The organism is Radicibacter daui (assembly GCA_030657355.1).
Lineage (GTDB): Bacteria > Pseudomonadota > Alphaproteobacteria > Radicibacterales > Radicibacteraceae > Radicibacter > Radicibacter daui.
The window spans coordinates 1348926-1371795 of the sequence record CP131056.1 but is presented as its reverse complement, the minus strand read 5'-3'; the positions used below and the strand labels follow the sequence as shown (position 1 = coordinate 1371795).

Sequence of the window (22870 nt, the reverse complement as noted above, 5' to 3'; positions counted from 1 at the left end):
CGCCGCCTGAAAGCCAGCCCTCCGCCATGTTCGACGATTTCCTCATCCGGGCGCTTGCAGCCGGCATCGGCACCGCGCTCATCGCCGGGCCGCTCGGCTGCTTCGTGCTGTGGCGGCGCATGGCCTATTTCGGCGATACCATGTCGCACTCGGCGCTGCTGGGTGTCGGCCTCGGTTTTCTTGCCGGCTTTGCCCCGGCACTCGGCGTGACGCTGGTGACCGTTGCCATCGCCGCCCTGCTTATCCTGCTGCAGCGCAGCCGGGCGCTGCCGGTGGATACGCTGCTGGGCATCCTCTCCCACGGCGCGCTTTCCATCGGGCTGGTCGTCGTCAGCCTGATGAGCGGCCTTCGCATCGACCTGATGGCCTATCTCTTCGGCGATGTGCTGTCAGTCAGCCGGGGAGAACTCGCGGCGCTTTGGGCCGGTGGGGCTGTCATCATCGCAACGCTCCTTCTCATCTGGCGGCCGCTGCTGGCGGTAACGGTGGATGAGGATCTGGCGCGGGCCGAGGGCATCAAAGCCGGCCTCGTGCGCGGGCTCTTCATGCTGCTGATCGCGCTCACCATCGCGCTTTCCATGCGCATCGTCGGTATCCTGCTCATCACCTCCCTGCTCATCATCCCGGCCGCCGCCGCACGGCAGGTGGCGCGCTCGCCGGAAGTGATGGCCATCGGCGCCGCCATCGTGGGGGTGGCCGCGGCGGTACTGGGCCTTAACGGCTCCTTCCTTTTCGACACGCCCTCCGGCCCCTCCATCGTGGTGGTCGCGCTCGGGCTCTTCGTGCTGCTCAGCCTCGTGCGGATGCTGAAGCATTTGCGCCCGCCCGGCCGGGCCGACTAACCTCCTGAAGATAATCTTTTGCCGCACTGGCGCTCGGCGGAAGGGCCTGCTATCCACTAATAATTAGTGTGTTTTAGACCGTCAGGATCGCCCCCACGATGTGTCGCTGGCTCGCCTATTCAGGCCCCGCGCTTTCCATGCATGAGCTGCTGTTCAAGCCCTGCAACTCCCTGATTTCCCAGAGCCTGCACGCACGGCAGGCGGTAAGCGCCACCAATGGCGACGGCTTCGGCCTCGGCTGGTACGGCGCCGGCACAAGGCCCGGTCTGTTCCGCGACACGCTGCCGGCCTGGAACGACGCCAACCTGCGCGAGCTGGCCGAGCAGATTCAGTCGAACTGCTTCTTTGCCCATGTGCGCGCCTCCACCGGCACCGCGACCAGCCGCGACAACTGCCACCCGTTCCGCTACGGGCGCACGCTCTTCATGCACAATGGCCAGATCGGCAATTACCAGTCCGTCCGGCGCGAGCTGGACCAGATGGTACCGGCGCCCTTCTATGATCGCCGGCTCGGCACCACCGACAGCGAGGCGTTTTATCTGCTCGCCCTGTCGCTGGGGCTGGAGAATGACCCGGCAAACGCCATCCGCCGCGCCATCGATGTGGTGATGGAGCTGATGCAGAAGGCCGGCGCGACCGAACCCTTCCGCATGACGGCCGCCTTTACCGACGGCACCACCACCACGGCGGTGCGCTATTCCAGCGACCGCAAATCCCCCAGCCTCTATTTCTCCTGCGGGGCCGGCATCACCATCGAGGACTGCACGGTGCGCATGCATCCGGGCAAGGGCGCGGTGCTGGTGCTCTCCGAACCGCTGGATGAAGAGACCGCCGGCTGGCAGCAGGTGCCGGACGGCCATGTGCTGGTCGCCAGCGCCGAGCAGCTGGATATCAAGCCGCTCTTTTCCTGATCCCGATCAGGCCGGATCAGGCCCGGGCCGGACGGGCAGCGCGCAGCCGGGCGAACTGGCTGCGCGCCAGCTGCGTCAGCGCCACGAGCAGCCCCGTGCCCAGCACCCACCAGACCGGGCGGATGGAGTAGGAGAAGCTGAGATTGGCGAGTAGCACGCGTTCGACGGGCACGCCGGTGGCGAAATAATACCAGGCCGCTTCCGTCAGCACCGTCAGCGCCGCGCCGACCACAGCAAGGCCCACCAGCAAAAAGAAGCCGGGCGGGCTTGCCCAGCGCGCCATCAGGCGCCAGCCCATCAACAGCCAGAACAGGCCTGCCATCAAGGTCGCCTCGGTCACGTCAATCTTGGACTGCATGAAGAAATGCAGGATGCCGAGCACGGCAATGCCATAGACGATGCGGTGCAGCGGCTGCCAGCGTTTGCCGAGCTTGCGCAGCGCGCTGTCGGTCGAGGTCGCGCCCAGCACGGCAAGGCCGAGCAGCGCGACGAAACCGATGGTCAGATAGATGCGCAGCACGATCTCGGAGGCGACGAAGGCGAGATCGAAATGGTTGTCGAGTGCATAGAGCGTCAGATGCGCCAGCACATAGGCCAGCACCGAAACACCAATCATGCGGCGCAGGACGATAAGGCGCGGCCATTGCAGCACCCGGCGCAGCGGGGTGATGGCAAGCGAGATCAAAAGCAGGCGGATCGCCCACTGGCCGGTTTCATGAATGGCTTCGGTAACGGGCTTGGGGCCCAGCATATCGAGCGCCCAGTGGCCGGCGATCCAGAAGCCGGGCAGCAACGTGCCGATGAAGACGGCACCCTTGAAGGGCGAAAAGCGGCCATTGCGCTCAAGCCAGGGCAAGGACCAGGAACTAGCGGCCATGAATGGCTCCGGGAGAAGTTCTGTTCTGCCTTCCTACTTAGTGCGCCCGGCGGCGCCTGACATCAAACAGAAGCTCACATTGACGTGAGGCAAAGTTCCCTCCCCACCCTGTGGGGAGGGATTTGGCTTACGGCGTTACCGCTGCTACCGGCTCGCGTTTCACGCCCTTGGGGGCGGTCAGGGTGTTGCGCAGGGTCTGGGCGGTGACGACGGAGGGGAAGGTCGGGCGCTTGATGTACTTGCCGGCCCCCTTCTCCACCTTCAGCTCGCCCTTCTCATAGACGACCTTGCCACCCGAGACGGTGACCGCCGGAATGCCAGTAACGGTCAGCCCCTCATAGACGTTGTAGTCGACCTTCTGGTGATGGGTCTTTGCGCTGATGGTGCGCGAGGCCTCCGGGTCCCAGACCACGAGGGCGGCATCCGCGCCCGGCTGGATAACGCCGCGCTGCGGGTAGATGTTGAAGATCTTGGCGCAGTTGGCGGAAGTGACGGCCACGAACTCGTTCGGCGTCAGGCGGCCCTTGCGCACGCCTTCGGACCAGAGCACAGCCATGCGGTCCTCGATGCCGGCGGTGCCGTTGGGAATGCCGGTGAAATTATCCTTACCCATCAGCTTCTGCTCGATCATGAAGCAGCAATGGTCGGTCGCGGTGGTCTGGCAGGTGCCGCTGGCAAGGGCAGCCCACAGCGCCTCCTGATGGTCTTTCGAACGGAAGGGCGGCGACATGACATGCGCGGCGGCCTTCTTCCAGTCCTTGTCGTAATAGACGCTTTCATCGACCAGCAGATGCTGGGCGAGGATTTCGCCATAGACGCGCTGGCCGCCGGCACGGGCGCGGGCAATCGCCTCCACCGTCTCGCGGGCAGAAACATGCACGATATAGACGGGCGAACCCGCCATGCCGGCGATGGTGATGGCGCGGCCTGCCGCTTCCGCCTCGATCGAGGACGGGCGGGAGAGCGGGTGGCCTTCCGGCCCGGTGATGCCGGCCGCCAGCAGCGACTTCTGCATCAGATAGACAACTTCGCCATTCTCGGCATGGACCGACGGCACGGCGCCCAGCTCAAGGCAGCGCGTGAAGCTTTGCAGCAGCACGTCGTCCTCGACCAGCAGCGCGCCCTTGTAGGCCATGAAATGCTTGAAGCTGTTGACGCCATGCTCGCGCGTCAGCACGCCCATCTGCTCGGAAATGGTCTCGTTCCAGTTGGTGACGGCAACGTGGAAGCTGTAGTCACCCGCCGACTTCTCGGCCCAGCTGCTCCACTGTTTGAAAGCATCGAGCGGAGCATCATTGGGGCCGGGAATGACAAAATCGATGATGAGGGTATTGCCGCCCGCCATGCCGGCCGCGGTGCCGGTGAAAAAATCCTCGCTCGCCGTCGTGCCCATGAAAGGCAGCTGCATGTGGGTGTGGGGGTCGATACCGCCCGGCATCACATAGGCGCCGCCGGCTTCCACCACGCGCGCGCCGGCCGGCGCCTGAAGGTCAGGACCGACAGCGACGATCTTGTCGCCCTCGCACAGCACATCGGCGCGGAAGCTCTGGTCGGCATTCACCACGGTGCCGCCACGGATCAACAGGGACATGATCTTCGCCCTTCTCTTCTTCGGTAAAAGGGCCCTTCCGCTCGCGGGCACAAGGCCAGGGGCAGCGGAAGGGCCGTCAACAACAGCCCTTAAGGCTGATTACATCGCCGCCTTGTCCCAGACCTCATGGGTCCAGGCGCCTTCCGGCTTCTTGGAGATGACCGGGTCGGACGTGCCCGAGAGCAGGATGCTGACCGTCTGGTCGGCTGCCTTCTCGTCGAGATAGCCGGTGCCCTTGGCGCCGCCCTCGAACAGCTTGGCGATCTCGCTCATCATCTTGGTCTGATGCTCTTCGGTCTGGGCACCGCTGGCATCGTTATCGAGCACGATCTTGACCGCTTCCGGCTGGTTCTTGATGGCGTATTCCCAGCCCTTGATCGAGGCCTTCACGAAGCGGGCGAGCTTGTCGACCATCTTCGGATCCTTGAGCGAGGGCCCGAGGGTGTAGAGGCCGTCTTCCAGCGTGGCGACGCCTTCGTCGGAATATTTGAACACCGTCAACTCTTCCGGCTTCAGGCCGCCATCGATGACCTGCCAGTACTCGTTGTAGGTCATGGTGGAGACGCAGGCCGCCTGCTTCTGCAGGATCGGATCGACGTTGAAGCCCTGCTTCAGCACGGTGACGCCCTTGGCGCCGCCATCGGTGGAATAGCCGAGCTTCGACATCCAGCTGAGGAACGGATACTCGTTGCCGCCGAACCAGACGCCCAGCGTATGGCCGGGGAAATCCTTGGTCGCGGTAACGCCGCTGTCGTTGCGGCAGGTAAGCTCCATGCCCGAGCGCTGGAACATCTGGGCGATGTTGACGAGCGGCACGCCCTTTTCGCGGGTGGCGAGAGCGGACGGCATCCAGTCAACCACCACATCGGCGCCGCCGGCGGCGATCACCTGGCTCGGGTTGATGTCCGGCCCACCGGCCTTGATGGTCACGTCGAGGCCGGCATCCTTGTAGAAGCCCTTGTCCTGGGCGACGTAATAACCGGCGAACTGGGCCTGGGTGACCCATTTCAGCTGCAGGGTGATGGCATCGGCAGCCTCGGCGCCGGATGCGGAAAGGGCGGCCGCGGCGGAGACCAGCGCGGTCGTAGCGAGCGTAGCAAGCGAGCGGTTCTTCATATCGTGGAGCTCCCGTCCATTCTGTTCGGTTTTCATCGTTACCCCGGGGCGGGATAGCCGCCGGGGCTGCTCTCTTTTGCCGGGGACGCCCGATTTTCCGGTGTCGGCCCCCGCCTTTTTCGATAGTCGCTTTTGGTGACGCTTACCCTGGCACTGTGTCCGGTACCCCTCCCCTCCTTCTCGTCAGTGCCCGCCGCGATGCGACGGATGCCAGAACGTGATGAGCCGCTCGGCAATCGCCAGCAGCCCGTAAAAAGCCGACCCGGTAAGCGCGGCAACGACGATGGTGGCCCAGACCACATCGACATTCATGCGCGCCACTTCGGTTGAAATACGAAAGCCCATGCCGACGATGGGCGTGCCGAAGAACTCGGCCACGATGGCGCCGATGAGGGCGAGCGTGGAATTGAGCTTCAGTGCGTTGAAGATGTGCGGCATCGCGCCGGGTAGGACGAGCTTCAGGAAACTCTGCGAGCCACGTGCGCCATAGCTGGTCATAAGGTCGGCATGCATGCGGTCAACGGCGGCAAAGCCGGCAAGCGAGGACACCAGCATCGGAAAGACCGTCATGATAACCACGACGGCCGCCTTGGACTGCCAGCCGAAACCGAACCACATCACCATGATCGGCGCGATACCGACGATGGGAATGGCGCTGACGAGATTGCCGAGCGGCAGCAGCCCCCGGCGCAGGAAATCGAACCGGTCTGCCAGCAGTGCCAGCACGAAGCCCGCCCCGCAGCCCATGATGTAACCCGCGATCACTGACTTCAGCACCGTTTGCTGGAAGTCGGCGAGCAGGATGGAAGCATGGGAGACCAGCGCTGCGAAGATCTGCCCCGGCGAGGGCAGCAGGATCTGCGGCACGGCAAAGCCGATGACCAGCACCTGCCAGGCGACGAGCAGGCCAAGGCCGAACATGGCCGGGATGGCAAGGCGCAGCAGCCGGCCGGTGAGCGTGCGCCCCTCCAGCTTGAGGCGGGAGATAGCGCCCATTGCCGTCCAGCCCTGGATGGCCGCACCGATGAGCGCAAGCCACAGCGCCCCGGCCCCGAGGCCAAGGCCGGCCGACGCAATACTGGCCGGCAGCAGCGCGAGCGAGGCCACCACCCAGCCGCCCGAACCGAGCCCGGCGCAAAGCGGGCCCGTTACCAGCGTGCAGCCGAAGGCACAAAGCCCGGCGATAAGCAGGCCGACACTGGCCGCCGTTGGCACGGGCTCATGCGTGGCGAGCGGCGCGACGAGGGCAAAAAGATAGAAGAGCAGCGCGAGCACGGAGCCCGCCGCCGGGCGGACCAGCGTGGGAGCGGCCAGCACTTCCTTGGAGGAGACCATGCTCATGTAAGGCGCCCCCCCATAGAGCGGCGCACCATCCATTCCGCCAGCCCCACCAGCGCGACAAGCGCGGTGCCAAGGAAGGAGGCGACAAAGAGCGCGGACCAGATTTGCACCGTCTGCCCGAAATAGGAGCCGGCCAGCAGGCGCGAGCCGAGGCCTGCTTGCGCGCCGGTGGGCAGCTCGCCCACGATGGCGCCGACGAGCGAGATGGCGATGGCAACCTTGAGCCCGGCAAAAAGATAGGGCAGCGCCGCCGGCCAGCGCAGCTTGGTGAGCACCTGCCGGCTGGAAGCCGAATAGGTGCGCATCAAATCCATCTGCAACGGATCGGGCGAGCGCAGGCCTTTGACGAGGCCAATGGTGACCGGGAAGAAGCAGAGATACATGGAGATGATGGCCTTGGGGATAAGCCCCGTAAGGCCGAGATTGCCCAGCACCACCACGATCATCGGCGCGATGGCGAGAATGGGGATTGTCTGCGAGGTGATGACCCAGGGCATGAGGCTGAGATCAAGCCGGCGCACATGCACGATGGCGATGGCCAGCACGATGCCGAGCAGCGAGCCCAGCGCAAAACCGGAGAGTGCGGCCGAGCCGGTGATGGTGGCGTGATAGACGAGGCTGCGCTTGCTGGTGGGGCTGAGGGTCAGCGAGTTCCACAGATCCGTGACCACCTGCTGGGGCGAGGGCAGCACCGGCCGCTTGGCATTCCAGCCCTCATGCACCAGCGTGGCAAAATCCAGCGGCTGGCCGGCGCGCTGGTAGGCATCCTCGATCTGCGGCGCATTGAGCCAGATAGCCCCGGCCAGCCAGATCACGATGATGGCCGCCACGATGGCGAGCACAGGAAAAACACGGCCCGCCGCGAGCCGCCTAAAAAGGCCGGGCGCTGCCGGCGGGGCCATCAGCGCCTCAGATGTCATGCGCATGCCCCTCATTAAGGGCTTCGCGCAGCTGATGCGCGACATCGAGGAACTGGGGGCTCTCGCGCCAGTCGAGCGTGCGCTCGGGCGGGGCGTCATTATCGATGATCTTCACGATACGGCCGGGCCGCGCGCTCATGACCACGATCTTTGACGACAGGAACGCCGCTTCCGCGATGGAGTGGGTGACGAAGATGACCGTCTTGCGCGTGGTGCGCCACAGGCGCAGCAGCTCTTCATTCAGCCGGTCACGGGTAATTTCATCGAGCGCGCCGAAGGGCTCGTCCATCAGCAGAAGCTCGGGCTCGAAACAGAGCGCGCGGGCGATGGAGGCACGCTGCTGCATGCCGCCGGAAAGCTGCCAGGGGAACTTGCGCTCGAACCCTTCGAGCCCCACCAGCTTCAGGTAACGTTTTGCCCGCTCGGCATGTTCGGCCTTGTCGAACCCCATCACCTCCAGCGGCAGGCGCACATTCGCCTCGATCCGCCGCCAGGGGTAAAGGGCCGGGGCCTGGAAGACATAACCATAGGCGCGGTCGAGCCGGGCGGCCTCGGGCGTCACCCCGTTGACCAGCAGCGAACCGCTGGTCGGGTGCTCAAGGTCCGCCACCGCGCGCATGAGCGTGGTCTTGCCGCAGCCCGAAGGGCCGATGAAGGAAACGAAGGCCCCCCGCTCAATCGTGAGATTGATGTCCTGCAGGGCGGTAACCGGCTGGTCCGCCCCCTGATAGACCAGAGACATGTCGCGGATTTCGACAGCAGGAACAGCACTTGCCGCTCCTGCCGCCGCCGCAGGCTTTACATCCCCCAACGCCAAGCTCCCCCGCTCCCTGTCTAAAACTGGCCCCATGTTATTCGGCCGCCACCCGCATCGGATTGTTGGGGTGGGAGGTCCAGTTCTGGTACTCGGTGCCGGCATCGGTCTGCACCATGGTGATGCATTCCGGAACCGGGCAGACATGGGCACAAAGGTTGCAGCCTACGCACTCGCTGTCCACAACCTCGAAGAAGCGTTTGCCGTCTTTTTCCGCGGTGATGGCCTGATGCGAGGTGTCCTCGCAGGCGATGTGGCAACGGCCGCACTGGATGCAGAGATCCTGGTTGATGCGGGCCTTGCTGACATATTTGAGGTTGAGCTGGTTCCAGTCGGTGACGTTGGGGATCGCCATACCGCGGAAATCATCGAGCGTGGCGAAGCCGCGCTGGTCCATGAACTGGGAAAGACCGTCGATCATCTCCTCGACGATGCGGAAGCCATAGGTCATGGCGGCGGTGCAGACCTGCACGTTGCCGGCGCCCAGAACCATGAATTCCACCGCATCGCGCCAGGTGGTGATGCCGCCGATTCCCGAAATGGGGATGTGGCGGGTGTCAGCCGTGCGGGCAATTTCCGCCACCATGTTGAGGGCGATGGGCTTGACCGCGGGGCCGCAATAACCGCCATGGGTGCCCTTGCCATCCACCACCGGTTCCGGCGCCATGACATCGAGATTGATGCCCATGATGGAGTTGATGGTGTTGATGAGGGAGACGGCATCCGCCCCGCCCTTCACCGCCGCCCGCGCCGGGTTCAGCACGTTGGTGATGTTGGGGGTGAGCTTGACGATGACGGGCATGCGCGAGTGCTGCTTGCACCAGCGCGTGACCATCTCGACATATTCCGGCACCTGACCGACGGCGGCGCCCATGCCGCGCTCGGACATGCCGTGCGGGCAGCCGAAATTCAGCTCGATGCCATCGGCGCCGGTGGCTTCCACCAGCGGCAGGATGCGCTTCCAGGACTCTTCCTCGCACGGGACCATCAGCGAGACGATGAGCGCCCGGTCGGGGAACTCGCTCTTGAGCTGCTTGATCTCCTGCAGGTTGATATCCAGCGGGCGGTCGGTGATGAGCTCGATATTGTTGAGGCCCATCAGGCGGCGGTTACCGTCATGCCAGGCGCCGTAACGCGAGGAGACGTTGACCACGGGCGGGTCCTCGCCCAGCGTCTTCCACACCACACCGCCCCAGCCGGCCTCATAGGCGCGGCGGCAGTTGATGTATTTGTCGGTCGGCGGCGCCGAGGCGAGCCAGAACGGGTTCGGGGATTTGATGCCGGCGAAGTTACCGCGAATGTCAGCCATTTTTCTCTTCCTCCTGCCGATCAAGCCGTAAGACGCGCATGGATGGCGCGTGCGGCGATCTTGCCGTCCTCGACGGCGGCGACAGTCAAATCCTTGCCATTGCCCACGCAGTCCCCGCCGGCATAAACGCCGGCAAGGCTGGTGGCCTGATTGTCATCGACAGCAAAGCGGCCGCTGGCGGTCATCTCCAGCACGTCGCCCGCCCCGAGCGAGGGCGGGGCCAGCACCTGGCCGATGGCCGTCAGCACCATGTCGGCGGCAAGGGTGAAGCGGGCCCCGGTGTCGGAGCGCTCGAACACCATGCCGGTGACGGCGCCGCCCGCACTTTCAATGGCAACCGGCTTCGACCAATAACGGATGCGCACGCCATTGGTCTTGGCCCAGTCCTGCTCCACCGTCGTGGCGCTCATATTCTCCGCGCCGCGGCGATAAACCAGCGTCACCTCGTCCGCACCCAGCTTCTTGGCCTGGGTGGCGGCATCGATGGCGGTGTTGCCACCACCGATGACGATGACGCGGGCGCCGACCGGGATGGCGGCCAGATCATCCGCCTGACGCAGGCGGGCGATGAAATCGACGGCCGGCTCAACGCCCTTCAGGCTTTCATCGCCAATGCCGAGCGAGCGCACGGCGCCGAGGCCGAGGCCGAGAAACACGGCATCGAAGTCGCGGCGCAGATCGGCAAGCTGGATATCCTTGCCCAGCGCCAGGCCGGTCTTCACCGTGATGCCGCCGACGGCAAGGATGTAGTCCACCTCGCGCTGGGCGAAGTTGTTCGGCACCTTGTAGGCGGCGATGCCATATTCATTAAGGCCGCCGAGTTTCTCGCGCGCCTCGAATACCGTGACATCATGCCCTTCGACCGCCAGCGCATGGGCGCAGGAAAGGCCGGCCGGGCCACCGCCGACAACGGCGACCTTGCGGCCTGTCGGCGCCTTGCGCTCGAAAAGCTGGATGCCGGCCTCGAACAGATGATCGGTGGCGAAACGCTGGAGCGCGCCGATATCGACCGGGGCGTGCTCGTTGAGGTTACGCACGCAGGCGTCCTCGCACAGGATCTCGGTGGGGCACACGCGCGAGCACATGCCGCCCATGATGTTGGCCTCAAGGATATCGCTGGCCGACCCGACGAGATTTCCGGTGGAAATCTTGCGGATGAAGCTCGGGATATCGATGGAGGTGGGGCAGGCCTTCACGCAGGGCGCGTCATAACAGAAATAACAGCGATCCGAGGCGACGAGCGCCTGCTGCGGATTGAGGCGCGGATGGGCATCGCTGAAATTCTCGGCCAGCTCACCGGAGCTGAGGCGGGCGGGAGAAATCTCGTTCATGCGCGGCCTCCCTTCGGCAAGGAGGGGGCCGAAAGGCGCTTCGCGCGGCATGTGCCGAAGCTGGCTGGTCTCATCGTCAAGTCTCCTGCTCGTGCCCGCCTGTTTTCAGGCGGTGCTTCTTGTCTGCTGTTCATCCGGCTTTCGCCCCGCCTGCCCCCATCCTTTTCGATGAAGACAGGCAAAACCCCGCCGTCAGCGCGCCCCTCAGCGGGAGCGCACTGCCCTTGAAATCCGTTCTTCGTCTGGCTGGCCGCCCATGGAAACAAAGGCGCGGGTCATCGGGCGCAAAACCGGGTTTCCGGCGCGGCGGGCTGCCTTGCCGGGAGCGGTCTTCGCGTCAACATCTCTCGCGCCAGCGCCTGGGCGACCGGACGGTAGTGTGCCTTGCAACATTCCCTGCCCCCTCGCCCTGGTTTTTGCCAATGGACGCCCGGGGGACGACAACTCCCTGTCGCGGTTACCGTCATTTTATCCGGCGGCTGGTGACCGGTCCGGATCGCGGCTCCTCGCAACTTGACCAAACGGTCAACTTGGGGGAGCGTATGCCTCACCCGGCGTTCTGTAAATAGGGATTCTTGCTCCGCAGCCGGGCCAGACGGGCAAAACATTACCCGCCCCTTGCCAGCCTTGCCGGGCGATGGGATGAAGGCGTGACCATGACCTCGCTGATGACACCTGCGCCCGAAGGCGCGGCCGCACAGGAAGTGCCCCCCGCTGCCGCCAGCGGCCTCCCCGCTGGCGCCGACACCGACGCCGGCCAGCCCGCGCGCCGCGCCGCCGGACGGCGGGCGGCGGAAAAGGTGCTGGAAGCCGCCGAGCAGGAATTTGCCTCCTACGGCTTTCACGGCACGCGGGTGGCGGCTATCGCCAAACGCGCCGGCCTGCCCAAGGCCAACCTGCTTTATTACTTCAGCACCAAGCAGGCGCTTTATGAGCAGGTGCTGCTGGATATCCTTGAAACATGGCTGGGCCAGGCAGACGACATTCGCGCCGGGAATAGCGCCCGCGAGGGGCTTTCCGCCTATATCCGCGGCAAGATGCGCGTCTCGCTGGAGCGTCCCCATGCTTCCAAGGTGTGGGCAAACGAAATCCTTGCCGGCGGCGAAGCGGTGGCCGGCATGGTGCGCGCCACACTCATTCCATGGATGGAAGCCAAGCAGCAGGTGATCGAGACCTGGATATCGCGCGGCGAGCTGCGCCCCATCGACCCGCGCACGCTCTTCTACACCATCTGGGCCGCCACCCAGCACTGGGCGGACTTTGCCGCGCAGATCTGCCTGGTGGAAGGCAAGGAAAAGCTCGAAGAAGCCGATATCGCCCGCGCCAGCGACAGCATCGTGAGCCTCGTGCTCGACGGCATCGCCACCCCGCCGGCGGGCTCCGTCAAGGCCGGCTGAAACGGGGCTTGACCTTCCAGTGGCTGGAGGGTGGAGGATCACTTCCAGCAGGCGCTCCCGGGCGCCCTCCTTTACCTGACCATTTGCCCAAGGAGTGGAACCATGACCCGCTTTACCGTTCCCGACATGAGCTGCGCCCATTGTGCCGGCACCATCGAAAAGGCCATCCGCGCCGTGGACCCGGCAGCGAAGGTGAGCATCGATCTGGTGGACCAGCTGGTGAGCGTGGAAAGCACTGCCGCCACCGACACCCTGGCCGCGGCCATGGGCAAGGCCGGTTACGAGGCGACGAGCCTGCCCGCCTGACAGGAAAAACAACCTGCCGGATGCCCGGCTGGTGATTGTAGGCTTTTGATGGCTTCGAACGGCACCAAAACCCGACGAATAACAACAAATGCCAACATTTTGAGGGGTACGCGCTGCCTGCCTTGAGCTTCCCGGATCTCGTACGGCGGCAGGCAGCTTCGGCGACATCGCGCCCTCCCCTGACATCACAATCGGCGATTTAGGATATTAAACCTAAATCGCCGATTGTCCAGCCGGAAGGGTGCCCCTGCCTTAAGCCTTGGGCCTTACGCCTTGCTGGTAGCAGCCTCCGCATCCAGACCGGGTTCTTCCGGCCGGGCGGCATATTTACGGGCAAGCCAGGCGCAGACCATCAGCTGCATCTGATGGAAAAGCATCAGCGGCAGCACGATGAGGCCGACGGTGGGGCCGGCAAACAGCACGCTTGCCATCGGCAGGCCGCTAGCGAGGCTCTTCTTGGAGCCGCAGAAGACGATGGCAATCTCGTCTTCCTTGGAGAAGCCGAAACGGCGGCTCAGCACCGTGGTGATGACGATGACCAGCGCCAGCAGCACGGCGTTGAGGATGAGCACGGCGGCAAGGTCAGCCGGGCCGATCTGGTGCCAGATGCCGGCGACGACACCTTCAGAGAAGGCGACATAGACAACCAGCAGGATGGAGCCGCGATCCACATAGCCCAGCAGCTTCTTGTTCTTGCCCGCCCAGGTGCCGATGAGCGGGCGCAGCACCTGCCCGGCCACGAAGGGCACGAGAAGCTGCAGCACGATATCCCACACCGCCTTGGCCGAGATGCCGCCGCCGGACGTATGCAGAATGAGCCCGACCAGCAGCGGCGTCAGCGCGATACCGATGAGGTTGGAGGCGGAGGCACTGCAGATGGCGGCGGGGATATTGCCGCGCGCAATCGAGGTGAAGCCGATGGAAGACTGCACGGTGGAGGGCAGCGTGCAGAGGAAGAGCAGGCCGGTATAAAGCTGCGGCGCCAGCACACTTGGCACCAGCACACCCGCCATCAGCCCCAGCACGGGGAACAGCGCGAAGGTAGAGAGCAGCACCAGCAGATGCAGGCGCCAGTGCCGGGCACCATCGATCGCCGCCTTCGGCGAGAGGCGCGCGCCATGCAGGAAAAACACAAGGCCGATGGCGATCTTGGTCAGGATGCCCGCGACATCGGCGCTCTGCCCCTCAACCGGGAACAGGGCAGCAAGGGCGACCATCGAGACGATGAGGAGCAGATAGCCGTCAACCGGCAGACGGAACTTCTTGCGCAAGATCGGGGGCCTTCAGAACAAATTACGGCGACCGGACGATAGTCAGCCAGACGCCCGGACACCAGACCCCTCCCCTTTGCCGGGAGACGAGCCCTCACAAAAGCGGTCATTCCGCCTGTCAGAATGATTACCGCCTGCCAGTGTGGCGGCAATCATACTTTGGTGTATGGGAGATGTCCTGGATCCAGTGGCGTCAGAGCTCCAGCCCTTTATGAGGAACGCGCGACCCTAAAAGGGCACTCGGATCAAACTCTGCGTCGATAGATCGGGAAAGACGGGCGTAAAAATCGGCTGCTGGCTCTCTAACCCCGAGCGAAAGCTCATAGAATTCCAGCGCCCGTTCCACGACTGATCGCATTGAGCAGCCTTCGCGGCGAGCCAGTCGCCGAGCCAGATCCAGAGCCTTGGCACTACGAACGGAAAGCGGCCCGGCCACCGTCATCCCTCAGCAACAGTCCCGCGAGATTTTATGTCCCGCCGTTGAACGGGTTCGAAGCGAACAGTAACGTTTTCCTTAAGGGTAAGAAGGATCTCCTCCCCCGCTTCGGCGCGTTGCACGAGTTCCTCAAGCCGATCTTCGGCCTCTTCCACCGAAATCCGCATGACAGGCGCCTCCCCTGTTTAGGAGAATGCAGTGTGGCTCTTTGAACGGGTCTGGGCAACCAGCACTTAAACCGCCGCCATCAACTCCCGCGCCTCAATGCCCACCTTCTGCAGGCTGAGATAGATGCCGTTCTTGGCCTTGTGGAAGTCGGCGATCTTGCCGCCTTCCGGCGCGGTCAGTGATTGCAGGCGGGACATGGCCTGCATGGCTTCGGGCAGGCTGGTATAACTGCCGGCGGCGACGGCGCCGAGCATGGCGGCGCCGGCGAGTACCGGCTCGTCGCTATCGGAGAGAGCAATGGTGAGGCCGGTGGCATCCGCCATCACTCGGCGCACTAGGGCAGAGCGGCTGGCACCGCCGCTCATCACCATGGTGCGGCAATCGACGCCCTTGGCGTTGAGCGCCGCAACGACGGCGCCCGCGCCATAACCGAGGCCGCTGAGACCGGCGAGATAAAGGATTTCCAGGCTCTCGACGCTGTCTTCAAGCCCAAGGCCGGAAATGATGGCCCGGCAATCGGGATCAGCCAGCGGGGCGCGGTTGCCGAGGAATTCCGGCACCACATGCAGATGGCCGGCGCGCAGCGCGGCTTCGGAGAGATTGCCATTGGCGCGGGCGGTGATGCGCTTTTCCAGCCAGCCGAGCAGGCTGGTGCCGGCGGCCTTGGCTTCCTGCGTCATGGCGGCATGGGCCGGGTGCAGGCGCAGGAGATGATCGATGGCGGCGCCGGCGGCGGACTGGCCGCCTTCATTAAGCCAGAGGCCGGGCACGAGAGCGGAGAAATAGGGCCCCCACACACCATCGACAAAAGCCGGGGCCGGCGTGGTGGCGAGAATGCAGGCCGAGGTTCCCATGATATAGGCAAAACGCCCATCGCTGGCGCCCGCCGGCGTGCCGGCCGGGTCCGCGCCGCCAACGGTGCCGACAGCGCCGGCATGGGCATCGATGAGCGAAGCACCGACAGGGGTGCCGGGAACAAGGCCAAGCTCCTTTGCCGCGTCAGCGCTCAGGCCCTTGGCCAGCGCCCTGCCCGGCTCGACAATTTCATTGCCGATGCGGCGGTAATTATCCGCCGTCAGCTCCGGAATGCCGATCAGCGCAAAATAATCATCCCGCCACTTTTGCTCATGCGCCAGATAGGTCCACTTGCTGGCAACGGTGCAGATGGAGCGGGCCTCGCTGCCCGTCGCGCGCCAGGTGAGGTAATCGGCAAGGTCGAAGAAGAGGCCGGCGGCATGGTAGCTGGCGGGCAGGTTCTTCTTGAGCCAGAGCAGCTTGGGCGTCTCCATCTCCGGGGAGATGATGCCACCGACATAGTTCAGCACCTCATGGTGCGTTGAATTGATCGCCCGCGTTTCCGCCCCGGCGCGATGATCCATCCAGACGATGATGTTGCGCTCGGGATCGCCCGAGGGGCTGACGGAGACGGGGGCGCCGGAAGCGGTCAGGGCAACGAGGGAGCAGGTCGCGTCAAAGCCGATGCCGGCGACCGCGTCAGCCGAGGCGCCAGCCTCGGCCATCGCGGCCCGCACGCTCAGGGCGCAGGCGCGCCAGATGTCATTGGAGCTTTGCTCCACCACCTCGCCGGCTTCGTGCCAGATCCGGATATCGTGCTTGGCGCTCGCCAGCAATTTGCCGCTGGCATCGAACACGCCCGCGCGGGCGCTGCCGGTGCCGACATCGATGCCGATGAAAAGCTTCTGCAGGGCGGCCATGTGGTTCTTCTCCCTCACCGGCCTGCCTGAAGCGACCGGCTTTCATCTAATGCAGCAAACAAGGCGGGGCCATGATGGCAGAAAGGCAGGACCGCCCAAACACGGCCCTGCCTTCTGCCCGGCAAGGGAGACGCCTGCCCCCAGGCGCCTCGCACCCTGCCAGCCCGGGTTACGTCATCCGTAAAAGGGGGCCTGCCTTACCAGCAGGTGTAACCGCCATCGACCAGCACGATGGAGCCGGTCATCAGGCTGGCGGCATCGGAGGCGAGGAACAGGGTGACGGAGGCGATCTCCTCCACTTCACCGAGGCGCGCCATCGGCGTGCCGCCGATCCAGGCGTTGTACATCTCCGGCTTGCTCTTCACGAACTCGTTGAGCGGCGTGGCGATGTAGGTCGGGGCGACGGCGTTGACACGCACGCCGCGGGCGCCCCACTCGGCCGCCAGCGACTTGGTGAGGTGATGCACGGCCGCCTTGGAGGCGTTGTAGTAGCTCTGCTCCTGCGGCTTGTTGACGATGAAGCCGGACATGGAGCCGATATTGACGATGGAGCCGGTCTTTGCCTTCAGCATGTGGTTGCCGAAAGCGCGGCAGCACCAGAAGGTACCGTTGAGGTTGACGTCGATAACGTTCAGCCAGTGCTCGTCGGTGACGGTCTCGGCCGGGGTTTCGCTGCGGGCGATGCCGGCATTGTTCACCAGAATGTCGATCTTGCCGTACTTGCGCACGGTCTCGTCGGCCACTTCGGTCACGCGGGTGGGGTTGGTGACGTCCATCAGGGTGATGTCGACGTCATAACCCTTGGCCTTCATCGCATCGCGGCCTTCCTCGGCGGTTTTGGCGTCGTAGTCGGCGATGATGACCTTCGCGCCGGCCTCTGCCAGCGCCTCGACACAAGCGAGGCCAATGGCGCGGCCACCGCCGGTAACGAGCGCGGTACGACCGGTGACCTTGAACTTATCGAGATACATGATGCTTCTCACGGGGTTACTTGGTTGAAACGGGATGTCGATGGCCGGCGGCCTTCGGATGCGGGGGACGCATGCCTCAGGCCTTTCCGGAGGAGTGGGGGTCAGCTCATCCAGTTGCCGCCATCGACATTGAGGGTCTGGGCCACGACGAAATCGGCATCCGCCGAGGCCAGAAAGGTTGCAGCACCGGCATGGTCATCCGGCCGGCCCATGCGGCCGAAAGGAACCGCTTCCCCGACAAGGCGCTTCTTCTCGCCCAGCGGGCGATTTTCAAAGCGGGCAAAGAGCGCGTCGACCTGGTCCCACATGGGGGTGTCGACCACGCCGGGGGCGATGCCGTTGACATTGATGCGGTGCTTGATGAGATCGAGCCCGGCCGACTGGGTGAGGCTGATGACGGCGGCCTTGGTGGCGCAATAGGCGGAAACCAGGGCCTCGCCCCGGCGGCCGGCCTGAGAGGCCATGTTGATGATCTTGCCGCCCCTGCCCTGCTCCACCATGTGGCGGGCAACCGCCTGCAGGGTGAAGAAGAGCCCGCGCACATTGACGGCAAACAGCCGGTCAAAACTCTCGCGCGTCACATCCAGCACCGGGGCCATATCGAAGATGGCGGCATTGTTGACGAGAATGTCGATGCCGCCAAAGCGGGCGGCCACCGCCCCCACCATGGCGGAGATGGAAGCCGGCTCCGTCACATCCAGCTTGAAGGCGAAAGTGGCATCGCCCAGTTCCGACGACAAATCTTCCGCCGCACGGCTGTCGATATCCGCAATGGCGACCCGGGCGCCCTCGGCAACATAGCGGCGCACGATCGCCTCGCCGATGCCACTGGCACCGCCGGTAACGATGGCTGACCTGCCGGCCAGCTTGCCGCCGCCATGCCCCGGGCCGGCCATCAACGGATGGCCTTGCCGGCGTTGTCGAAGCGGTGGATGCGCGCCGGGTCGGGCGTGAGGCCGACAGTGATGCCGGCCTTGAGACCCAGCTCGCCCTGGGTGCGCACGGTCACCGTGCCAGCATTGGGCACATCCACATAAAGGAAGGTATCGCTGCCCAGATGCTCGGCCACCGAGATGGTGCCCTGCCAGGTGCCGGTGCCATCGGTGGTGACGGTGATGTGCTCCGGACGGGCGCCGATGGTTTTTGCCCCAAGCCCGGCGGCAATCGGGCCTTCGATGAGGTTCATCTTCGGGCTGCCGATGAAGCCGGCAACAAAGAGATTGTCGGGCCGCTCATAAAGATCGATCGGCGAGCCCACCTGCTCCACGCGGCCGGCATTCAGCACCACGATCTTGTCGGCCATGGTCATGGCCTCGACCTGATCGTGCGTCACATAGATGGCCGTGGTGCCGAGCGACTTTTGCAGGCGCGCGATTTCAAGGCGCATCTGCACGCGCAGCGCGGCATCGAGGTTGGAGAGCGGCTCGTCGAAGAGGAAGGCCTTGGGCTCGCGCACGATGGCACGGCCGATGGCGACACGCTGGCGCTGGCCGCCGGAAAGCTCGCGCGGCTTGCGCTCCAGATAGGGCGTGAGGTTGAGGATGCCGGCGGCATGCTCGACCTTAGCCGCGATCTCGCTTTTCGGCAGGCCGGCCATCTTGAGGCCGAAACCGATATTGTTGCGCACGCTCATATGCGGATAGAGCGCGTAAGACTGGAAGACCATGGAGAGACCGCGTTTTGCCGGCCCCTCGTTCACCACGTTACGGCCGTCGATCAGGATTTCGCCGCCGCTCGTATCCTCAAGGCCGGCGATGAGACGCAGCAGGGTGGACTTGCCGCAACCCGAAGGCCCGACGAACACCACGAAGCTGCCATCCTCCACCGAGAGATCGACATGGGGAATGACGGAGGTATTTCCGAAGGTCTTGGTGACACCCTTGAGCTGAATGCTACCCATTTTGGGGGCTTCCTTATCTTATTTTACGGCGCCGAAGGTGAGGCCACGCACCAGCTGCTTCTGGCTGAACCAGCCCAGCACCATGATGGGGGCAATGGCGAGGGTCGAAGCGGCGGAGAGCTTGGCCCAGAAGAGACCTTCGGGGCTGGAGTAGGAGGCGATGAAGGTGGTGAGCGGCGCGGCCTCGGAGGTGGTGAGGTTGAGCGTCCAGAACGCCTCGTTCCAGGCCAGGATGACATTGAGCAGGACGGTGGAGGCGATGCCGGGAATGGCCATCGGCGCGAGGATGTAGATGATTTCCTTGCCGATGGTGGCACCGTCCATACGTGCGGCTTCAAGGATGTCGCGCGGGATTTCCTTGAAGTAGGTGTAGAGCATCCACACCACGATCGGCAGGTTGCCGAGGAACAGCACCATGATGAGGCCGAAGCGGCTGTCCAGCATGCCGAGATCGCGGAAGATCAGGTAGATCGGCACCAGCACGCCGACCGGCGGCATCATCTTGGTGGAGAGCATCCACAAGAGCGTCGAGCGGGTACGCTTGGTGGGCGAGAAGGCCATGCCCCAGGCCGCGGGGATAGCGAAGAGCAGCGCCACCAGCGTGGAGCCGAAGGACAGGATGATGGAGTTGAGCGCGTGGTGGAAATAGTGGCTGCGCTCCTGCACCTCGGCATAGTTCTCCAGCGTCCAGTGGAAGAAGAGGAACTGCGGCGGGGTGGAGAAGGCATCCAGCTCGGTCTTGAAGCTGGTGAGCACCATCCACAGGATGGGGAAGAAGATGGCGAGGCCGACGATCCAGGCGAGGATCGTCATGGTGACCTGGCGCCGTACGCTGTAGACGGCCATGATTACGCCTCCAGATTCTTGCCGATGAGGCGGACCATGAAGGCCGCGACGATGTTGGCGAGGACAACCGCGACAATGCCACCCGCCGACGCGCCGCCGACATCGTATTGCAGCAGGGCCTGCGCATAGACGAGGAAGGCGATGTTGGTGGTGGCAAGGCCCGGGCCGCCGCCGGTGGTCACGAAGATTTCCGCGAAGACCGACAGCAGGAAGATCGTCTCGATGAGGATGACGACGGTGATGGCGCGGGCAAGGTGCGGCAGCACGATATAGAAGAAGAACGAGAACGGACCGACGCCATCCATCTGCGCGGCTTCCTTCTGCTCGCCATCCAGCGATTGCAGGGCGGTAAGCAGGATGAGGGCGGCAAAAGGCAGCCACTGCCAGGCGACGATGAGGATAACGGAGAAGAGCGGCGCGTTGGAGAACCAGTCCACCGGCTGGAAGCCGAGCGATGTCGCGATCCAGGCAAAAAGCCCCGAGACCGGGTGCATGAGAAGGTTCTTCCACACCAGCGCGCTCACCGTCGGCATGACGAAGAAGGGCGCGATGATGAAGAGGCGCACGACGCCCTGGCCGAAGATCGGCTGGTCCATCAGGAGCGCGACAAGGATGCCGCCGACGATGGTGATGAGCAGCACCGAGCCCACCAGCAACAGCGTATTGCCGAGTGCGGTGAAGAAGGCCGGATCGGTGAGGAAATATTCGTAGTTGAGAGCACCGATGAAGCTCTCATTGCCCGGATCGAGCAGGTTATAGCGCAGCAGCGAGAACCAGATGGTCATCCCCAGCGGCACGATCATCCACAAGAAGAGCACGAGGATGGAGGGTGCGGCGAGAATGCGCCCCAGGAATGTTGATTGCCGGGTGGCCATGGTGGTTACCCCTGCCTTGAATTTTGAAAGGACTTCGGAAAAGCACGGCCTCAAGCCGGCCCCGGACCTTTTGTTATTGCCTTGCCCCGGCGGGCAGAACAGCAGCGATGCTGCCCTTCTGCCTCTCGGGAAAGAACCCACCCGGCAGGGTGCCGGGTGGGCAAGTCATATGGAGGAACGGGAGAAGATCAAACCGGCGGATTACTTGATGTAACCGGCCTTGGTCATCTCACGCAGGGTGCTCTGCTGGGCCTGCTCGAGAGCCTGGTCCACAGTGGAGCTGCCGGCCAGAGCGGCAGAGAACTGCTGGCCAACGGTGGTGCCGATGCCCTGGAATTCAGGGATAGCGGCAAACTGGACACCGACATAGGGCTTGGGCTTGGCCGTGCTGTCGACCGGATCGGCGCTGTTGATGGCGTCGAGGGTCGGCAGGGCGAACGGAGCGGCCGTCAGGTAGTCGGCATTCTCATAGAGCGAGGTACGGGTGCCCGGCGGAACGTTGGCCCAGCCTTCCTTGGAAGCGACGAGAGCCAGATAGTCCTTGCTGGTGGCCCAGCCGATGAACTTCTCGGCGGCTTCGGTCTTCTGGGAGCCGGCGGGGATGGCGAGGTTCCAGGCCCACAGCCAGTTAGCGCCCTTGCAGGTCACTTCACACGGTGCATGGGCAAAGCCCACATCGGCGGCAACCTTGCTGTCCTTCGGGTTGGTCACGAAGGAAGCGGCGACGGTGGCATCGATCCACATGCCGCACTTGCCGGCGTTGAACAGGGCGAGGTTTTCGTTGAAGCCGTTGGCAGATGCACCGGGCGGGCCGGAGTTCTTCATCATGTCAACGTAGAAGCTGAGGGCGTTCTTCCACTCGGGGCCGTCGAACTCGGGCTTCCACTCTTCATTGAACCAGCGGGCGCCGAAGGCGTTGGCGACGGTGGTGATGAGAGCGATGTTCTCGCCCCAGCCGGCCTTGCCGCGAAGGCAGATGCCGTAGGTTTCATGTGCCTTGTCGGTGATCTTGGCAGCCGCATCGCGGATGAAGTCCCAGGTGGGCTTCTCCGGCATGGTGAGACCGGCCTTCTTGAACAGGTCGGTGCGGTACATGATCATCGAGCTCTCGCCGTAGAACGGGGCGGCATAGAGCTTCTTGTCGTAGGAAACGGCGGTGCGGATGGCCGGCATGATGTCGCCGGCATCGTAGGTCGCGTCAGCTTCGAGCTTGTCGAGCGGAACCAGCCAGCCCTTCTTCGCCCAGATCGGAACCTCATAGGTGCCGATGGTCAGCACGTCGAACTGGCCACCCTTGGTGGCGATGTCCGTCGTGACCTTCTGGCGCAGGACGTTCTCTTCCAGCGTCACCCAGTTCAGCTTGATGTCCGGGTTCTTGGAGGTGAAGTCGTCCGTCAGCTTCTGCATGCGGATCATGTCACCATTGTTCACCGTGGCGATGGTGAGCGTGGTTTCAGCGCTGGCATGAGCAGACAGGGCAATGGCGGCGACGCCTGCAAGCGTGCCGAGGGTCTTTTTCATCGGGTCCTCCCAGGTCAACAAAATCTTATGCCCAAGAGCCTTGTCTAAGAGTGGGGTCGAAAACAGGCCGGAGTATTTGCTCTTGGTGTGAACAGATGCTCATGCGTGTGACGCATGGCTGTCAACCGTTTTTGATTCCGCACTGCGGCATAAAACGACCCTGTCAGGGGGCACTGAAAGCGTTTGCCAACGCCTTCCGGGAAGACGGATTTTATCTTTTATTTTAATGGATTGCCGGCAATACGCCTTTATCGGCGCACAGGCAAAAGCAGCGCAGCAGCCGGTATTTATTTTTCTATGCGCAATAAATAACGGGGCATGCGGTTGAGCGGAATCCGGGCAGACTCAGGGATGTTTCGCCGCAAAAATAGCCGGCTCGGAGCCCCTGCCCGGCCCCGATCTAGATACAAAT

The 22870-nt window shown here is 64.0% G+C and carries 20 protein-coding genes; 4 read left to right on the top strand and 16 right to left on the bottom strand.

What is annotated here, in order from left to right; genetic code table 11:
• Window positions 1-26 precede the first annotated feature (26 nt).
• Both QTL98_RS06470 and QTL98_RS06465 read left to right on the top strand, forming a co-directional pair.
• A complete protein-coding gene (locus QTL98_RS06470; protein ID WP_445681401.1) occupies window positions 27-842 on the top strand; it encodes a metal ABC transporter permease in 816 nt (271 codons plus the stop codon).
• A gap of 98 nt (window positions 843-940) precedes the next feature.
• On the top strand, window positions 941-1753 hold the full coding sequence (locus QTL98_RS06465; protein ID WP_445681400.1) for a class II glutamine amidotransferase: 813 nt from the start codon (window positions 941-943) through the stop codon (window positions 1751-1753).
• A 16-nt stretch (window positions 1754-1769) separates the two neighbouring features.
• Here the strand turns inward: QTL98_RS06465 and msrQ are convergent, their stop codons facing one another.
• The 8 genes from msrQ to QTL98_RS06425 all read right to left on the bottom strand — a co-directional run bounded on the left by msrQ (window position 1770) and on the right by QTL98_RS06425 (window position 11052).
• Window positions 1770-2630, bottom strand: a complete 861-nt coding sequence (msrQ, locus tag QTL98_RS06460; RefSeq protein WP_445681399.1) for a protein-methionine-sulfoxide reductase heme-binding subunit MsrQ — start codon at window positions 2628-2630, stop codon at window positions 1770-1772.
• Window positions 2631-2757: 127 nt separating this feature from the next.
• The gene (hydA, locus tag QTL98_RS06455) at window positions 2758-4221 is read right to left on the bottom strand and encodes a dihydropyrimidinase (RefSeq protein WP_445681398.1); all 1464 of its coding nucleotides are present in this window, start codon (window positions 4219-4221) and stop codon (window positions 2758-2760) included.
• A gap of 99 nt (window positions 4222-4320) precedes the next feature.
• A complete protein-coding gene (locus QTL98_RS06450) occupies window positions 4321-5337 on the bottom strand; it encodes an ABC transporter substrate-binding protein (RefSeq protein WP_445681397.1) in 1017 nt (338 codons plus the stop codon).
• Between the two features lie 183 nt (window positions 5338-5520).
• Window positions 5521-6678 (bottom strand): ABC transporter permease, encoded by a 1158-nt coding sequence (locus tag QTL98_RS06445; protein ID WP_445681396.1) that lies wholly within the window; start codon window positions 6676-6678, stop codon window positions 5521-5523.
• The gene (locus QTL98_RS06440) at window positions 6675-7598 is read right to left on the bottom strand and encodes an ABC transporter permease (RefSeq protein WP_445682099.1); all 924 of its coding nucleotides are present in this window, start codon (window positions 7596-7598) and stop codon (window positions 6675-6677) included. The genes QTL98_RS06445 and QTL98_RS06440 overlap by 4 nt, the downstream gene beginning before the upstream one ends.
• Window positions 7588-8340, bottom strand: coding sequence for an ABC transporter ATP-binding protein (locus QTL98_RS06435; protein ID WP_445682098.1), 753 nt, complete (start codon window positions 8338-8340; stop codon window positions 7588-7590). Before QTL98_RS06435 ends, QTL98_RS06440 begins: the two co-directional genes overlap by 11 nt.
• A 109-nt stretch (window positions 8341-8449) precedes the next feature.
• Window positions 8450-9721, bottom strand: a complete 1272-nt coding sequence (gene preA / locus QTL98_RS06430; RefSeq protein WP_445681395.1) for an NAD-dependent dihydropyrimidine dehydrogenase subunit PreA — start codon at window positions 9719-9721, stop codon at window positions 8450-8452.
• Between the two features lie 20 nt (window positions 9722-9741).
• Entirely contained in the window at window positions 9742-11052 is a 1311-nt protein-coding gene (locus QTL98_RS06425) for an NAD(P)-dependent oxidoreductase (RefSeq protein WP_445681394.1), read from the bottom strand.
• A gap of 575 nt (window positions 11053-11627) precedes the next feature.
• Between QTL98_RS06425 and QTL98_RS06420 the strand changes: the two genes are divergently transcribed.
• Together QTL98_RS06420 and QTL98_RS06415 are read left to right on the top strand one after the other, a co-directional pair.
• The gene (locus QTL98_RS06420) at window positions 11628-12449 is read left to right on the top strand and encodes a TetR/AcrR family transcriptional regulator (RefSeq protein WP_445681393.1); all 822 of its coding nucleotides are present in this window, start codon (window positions 11628-11630) and stop codon (window positions 12447-12449) included.
• Between the two features lie 102 nt (window positions 12450-12551).
• Window positions 12552-12755 carry a heavy-metal-associated domain-containing protein gene (locus tag QTL98_RS06415; protein ID WP_445681392.1) on the top strand — a complete coding sequence of 68 codons (204 nt, stop codon included), beginning with the start codon at window positions 12552-12554 and terminating at the stop codon, window positions 12753-12755.
• A 266-nt stretch (window positions 12756-13021) separates the two neighbouring features.
• Here QTL98_RS06415 and QTL98_RS06410 read toward each other — a convergent pair whose 3' ends face one another.
• From QTL98_RS06410 to QTL98_RS06375, 8 genes are all read right to left on the bottom strand, one after another.
• Entirely contained in the window at window positions 13022-13972 is a 951-nt protein-coding gene (locus QTL98_RS06410) for a bile acid:sodium symporter family protein (protein ID WP_445682097.1), read from the bottom strand.
• A gap of 723 nt (window positions 13973-14695) precedes the next feature.
• Window positions 14696-16336 (bottom strand): FGGY-family carbohydrate kinase, encoded by a 1641-nt coding sequence (locus QTL98_RS06405; protein ID WP_445682096.1) that lies wholly within the window; start codon window positions 16334-16336, stop codon window positions 14696-14698.
• 206 nt (window positions 16337-16542) lie between these two features.
• Entirely contained in the window at window positions 16543-17316 is a 774-nt protein-coding gene (locus tag QTL98_RS06400; RefSeq protein ID WP_445681391.1) for an SDR family NAD(P)-dependent oxidoreductase, read from the bottom strand.
• A gap of 101 nt (window positions 17317-17417) precedes the next feature.
• Window positions 17418-18212, bottom strand: a complete 795-nt coding sequence (locus QTL98_RS06395) for an L-iditol 2-dehydrogenase (protein ID WP_445681390.1) — start codon at window positions 18210-18212, stop codon at window positions 17418-17420.
• A complete protein-coding gene (locus QTL98_RS06390; RefSeq protein WP_445681389.1) occupies window positions 18212-19216 on the bottom strand; it encodes an ABC transporter ATP-binding protein in 1005 nt (334 codons plus the stop codon). The genes QTL98_RS06395 and QTL98_RS06390 overlap by 1 nt, the downstream gene beginning before the upstream one ends.
• An 18-nt stretch (window positions 19217-19234) precedes the next feature.
• On the bottom strand, window positions 19235-20062 hold the full coding sequence (locus QTL98_RS06385; RefSeq protein WP_445681388.1) for a carbohydrate ABC transporter permease: 828 nt from the start codon (window positions 20060-20062) through the stop codon (window positions 19235-19237).
• Window positions 20063-20064: 2 nt separating this feature from the next.
• Window positions 20065-20937, bottom strand: coding sequence for a carbohydrate ABC transporter permease (locus QTL98_RS06380; protein WP_445681387.1), 873 nt, complete (start codon window positions 20935-20937; stop codon window positions 20065-20067).
• Window positions 20938-21138: 201 nt separating this feature from the next.
• The gene (locus tag QTL98_RS06375; RefSeq protein WP_445681386.1) at window positions 21139-22458 is read right to left on the bottom strand and encodes an ABC transporter substrate-binding protein; all 1320 of its coding nucleotides are present in this window, start codon (window positions 22456-22458) and stop codon (window positions 21139-21141) included.
• Window positions 22459-22870 lie beyond the last annotated feature (412 nt).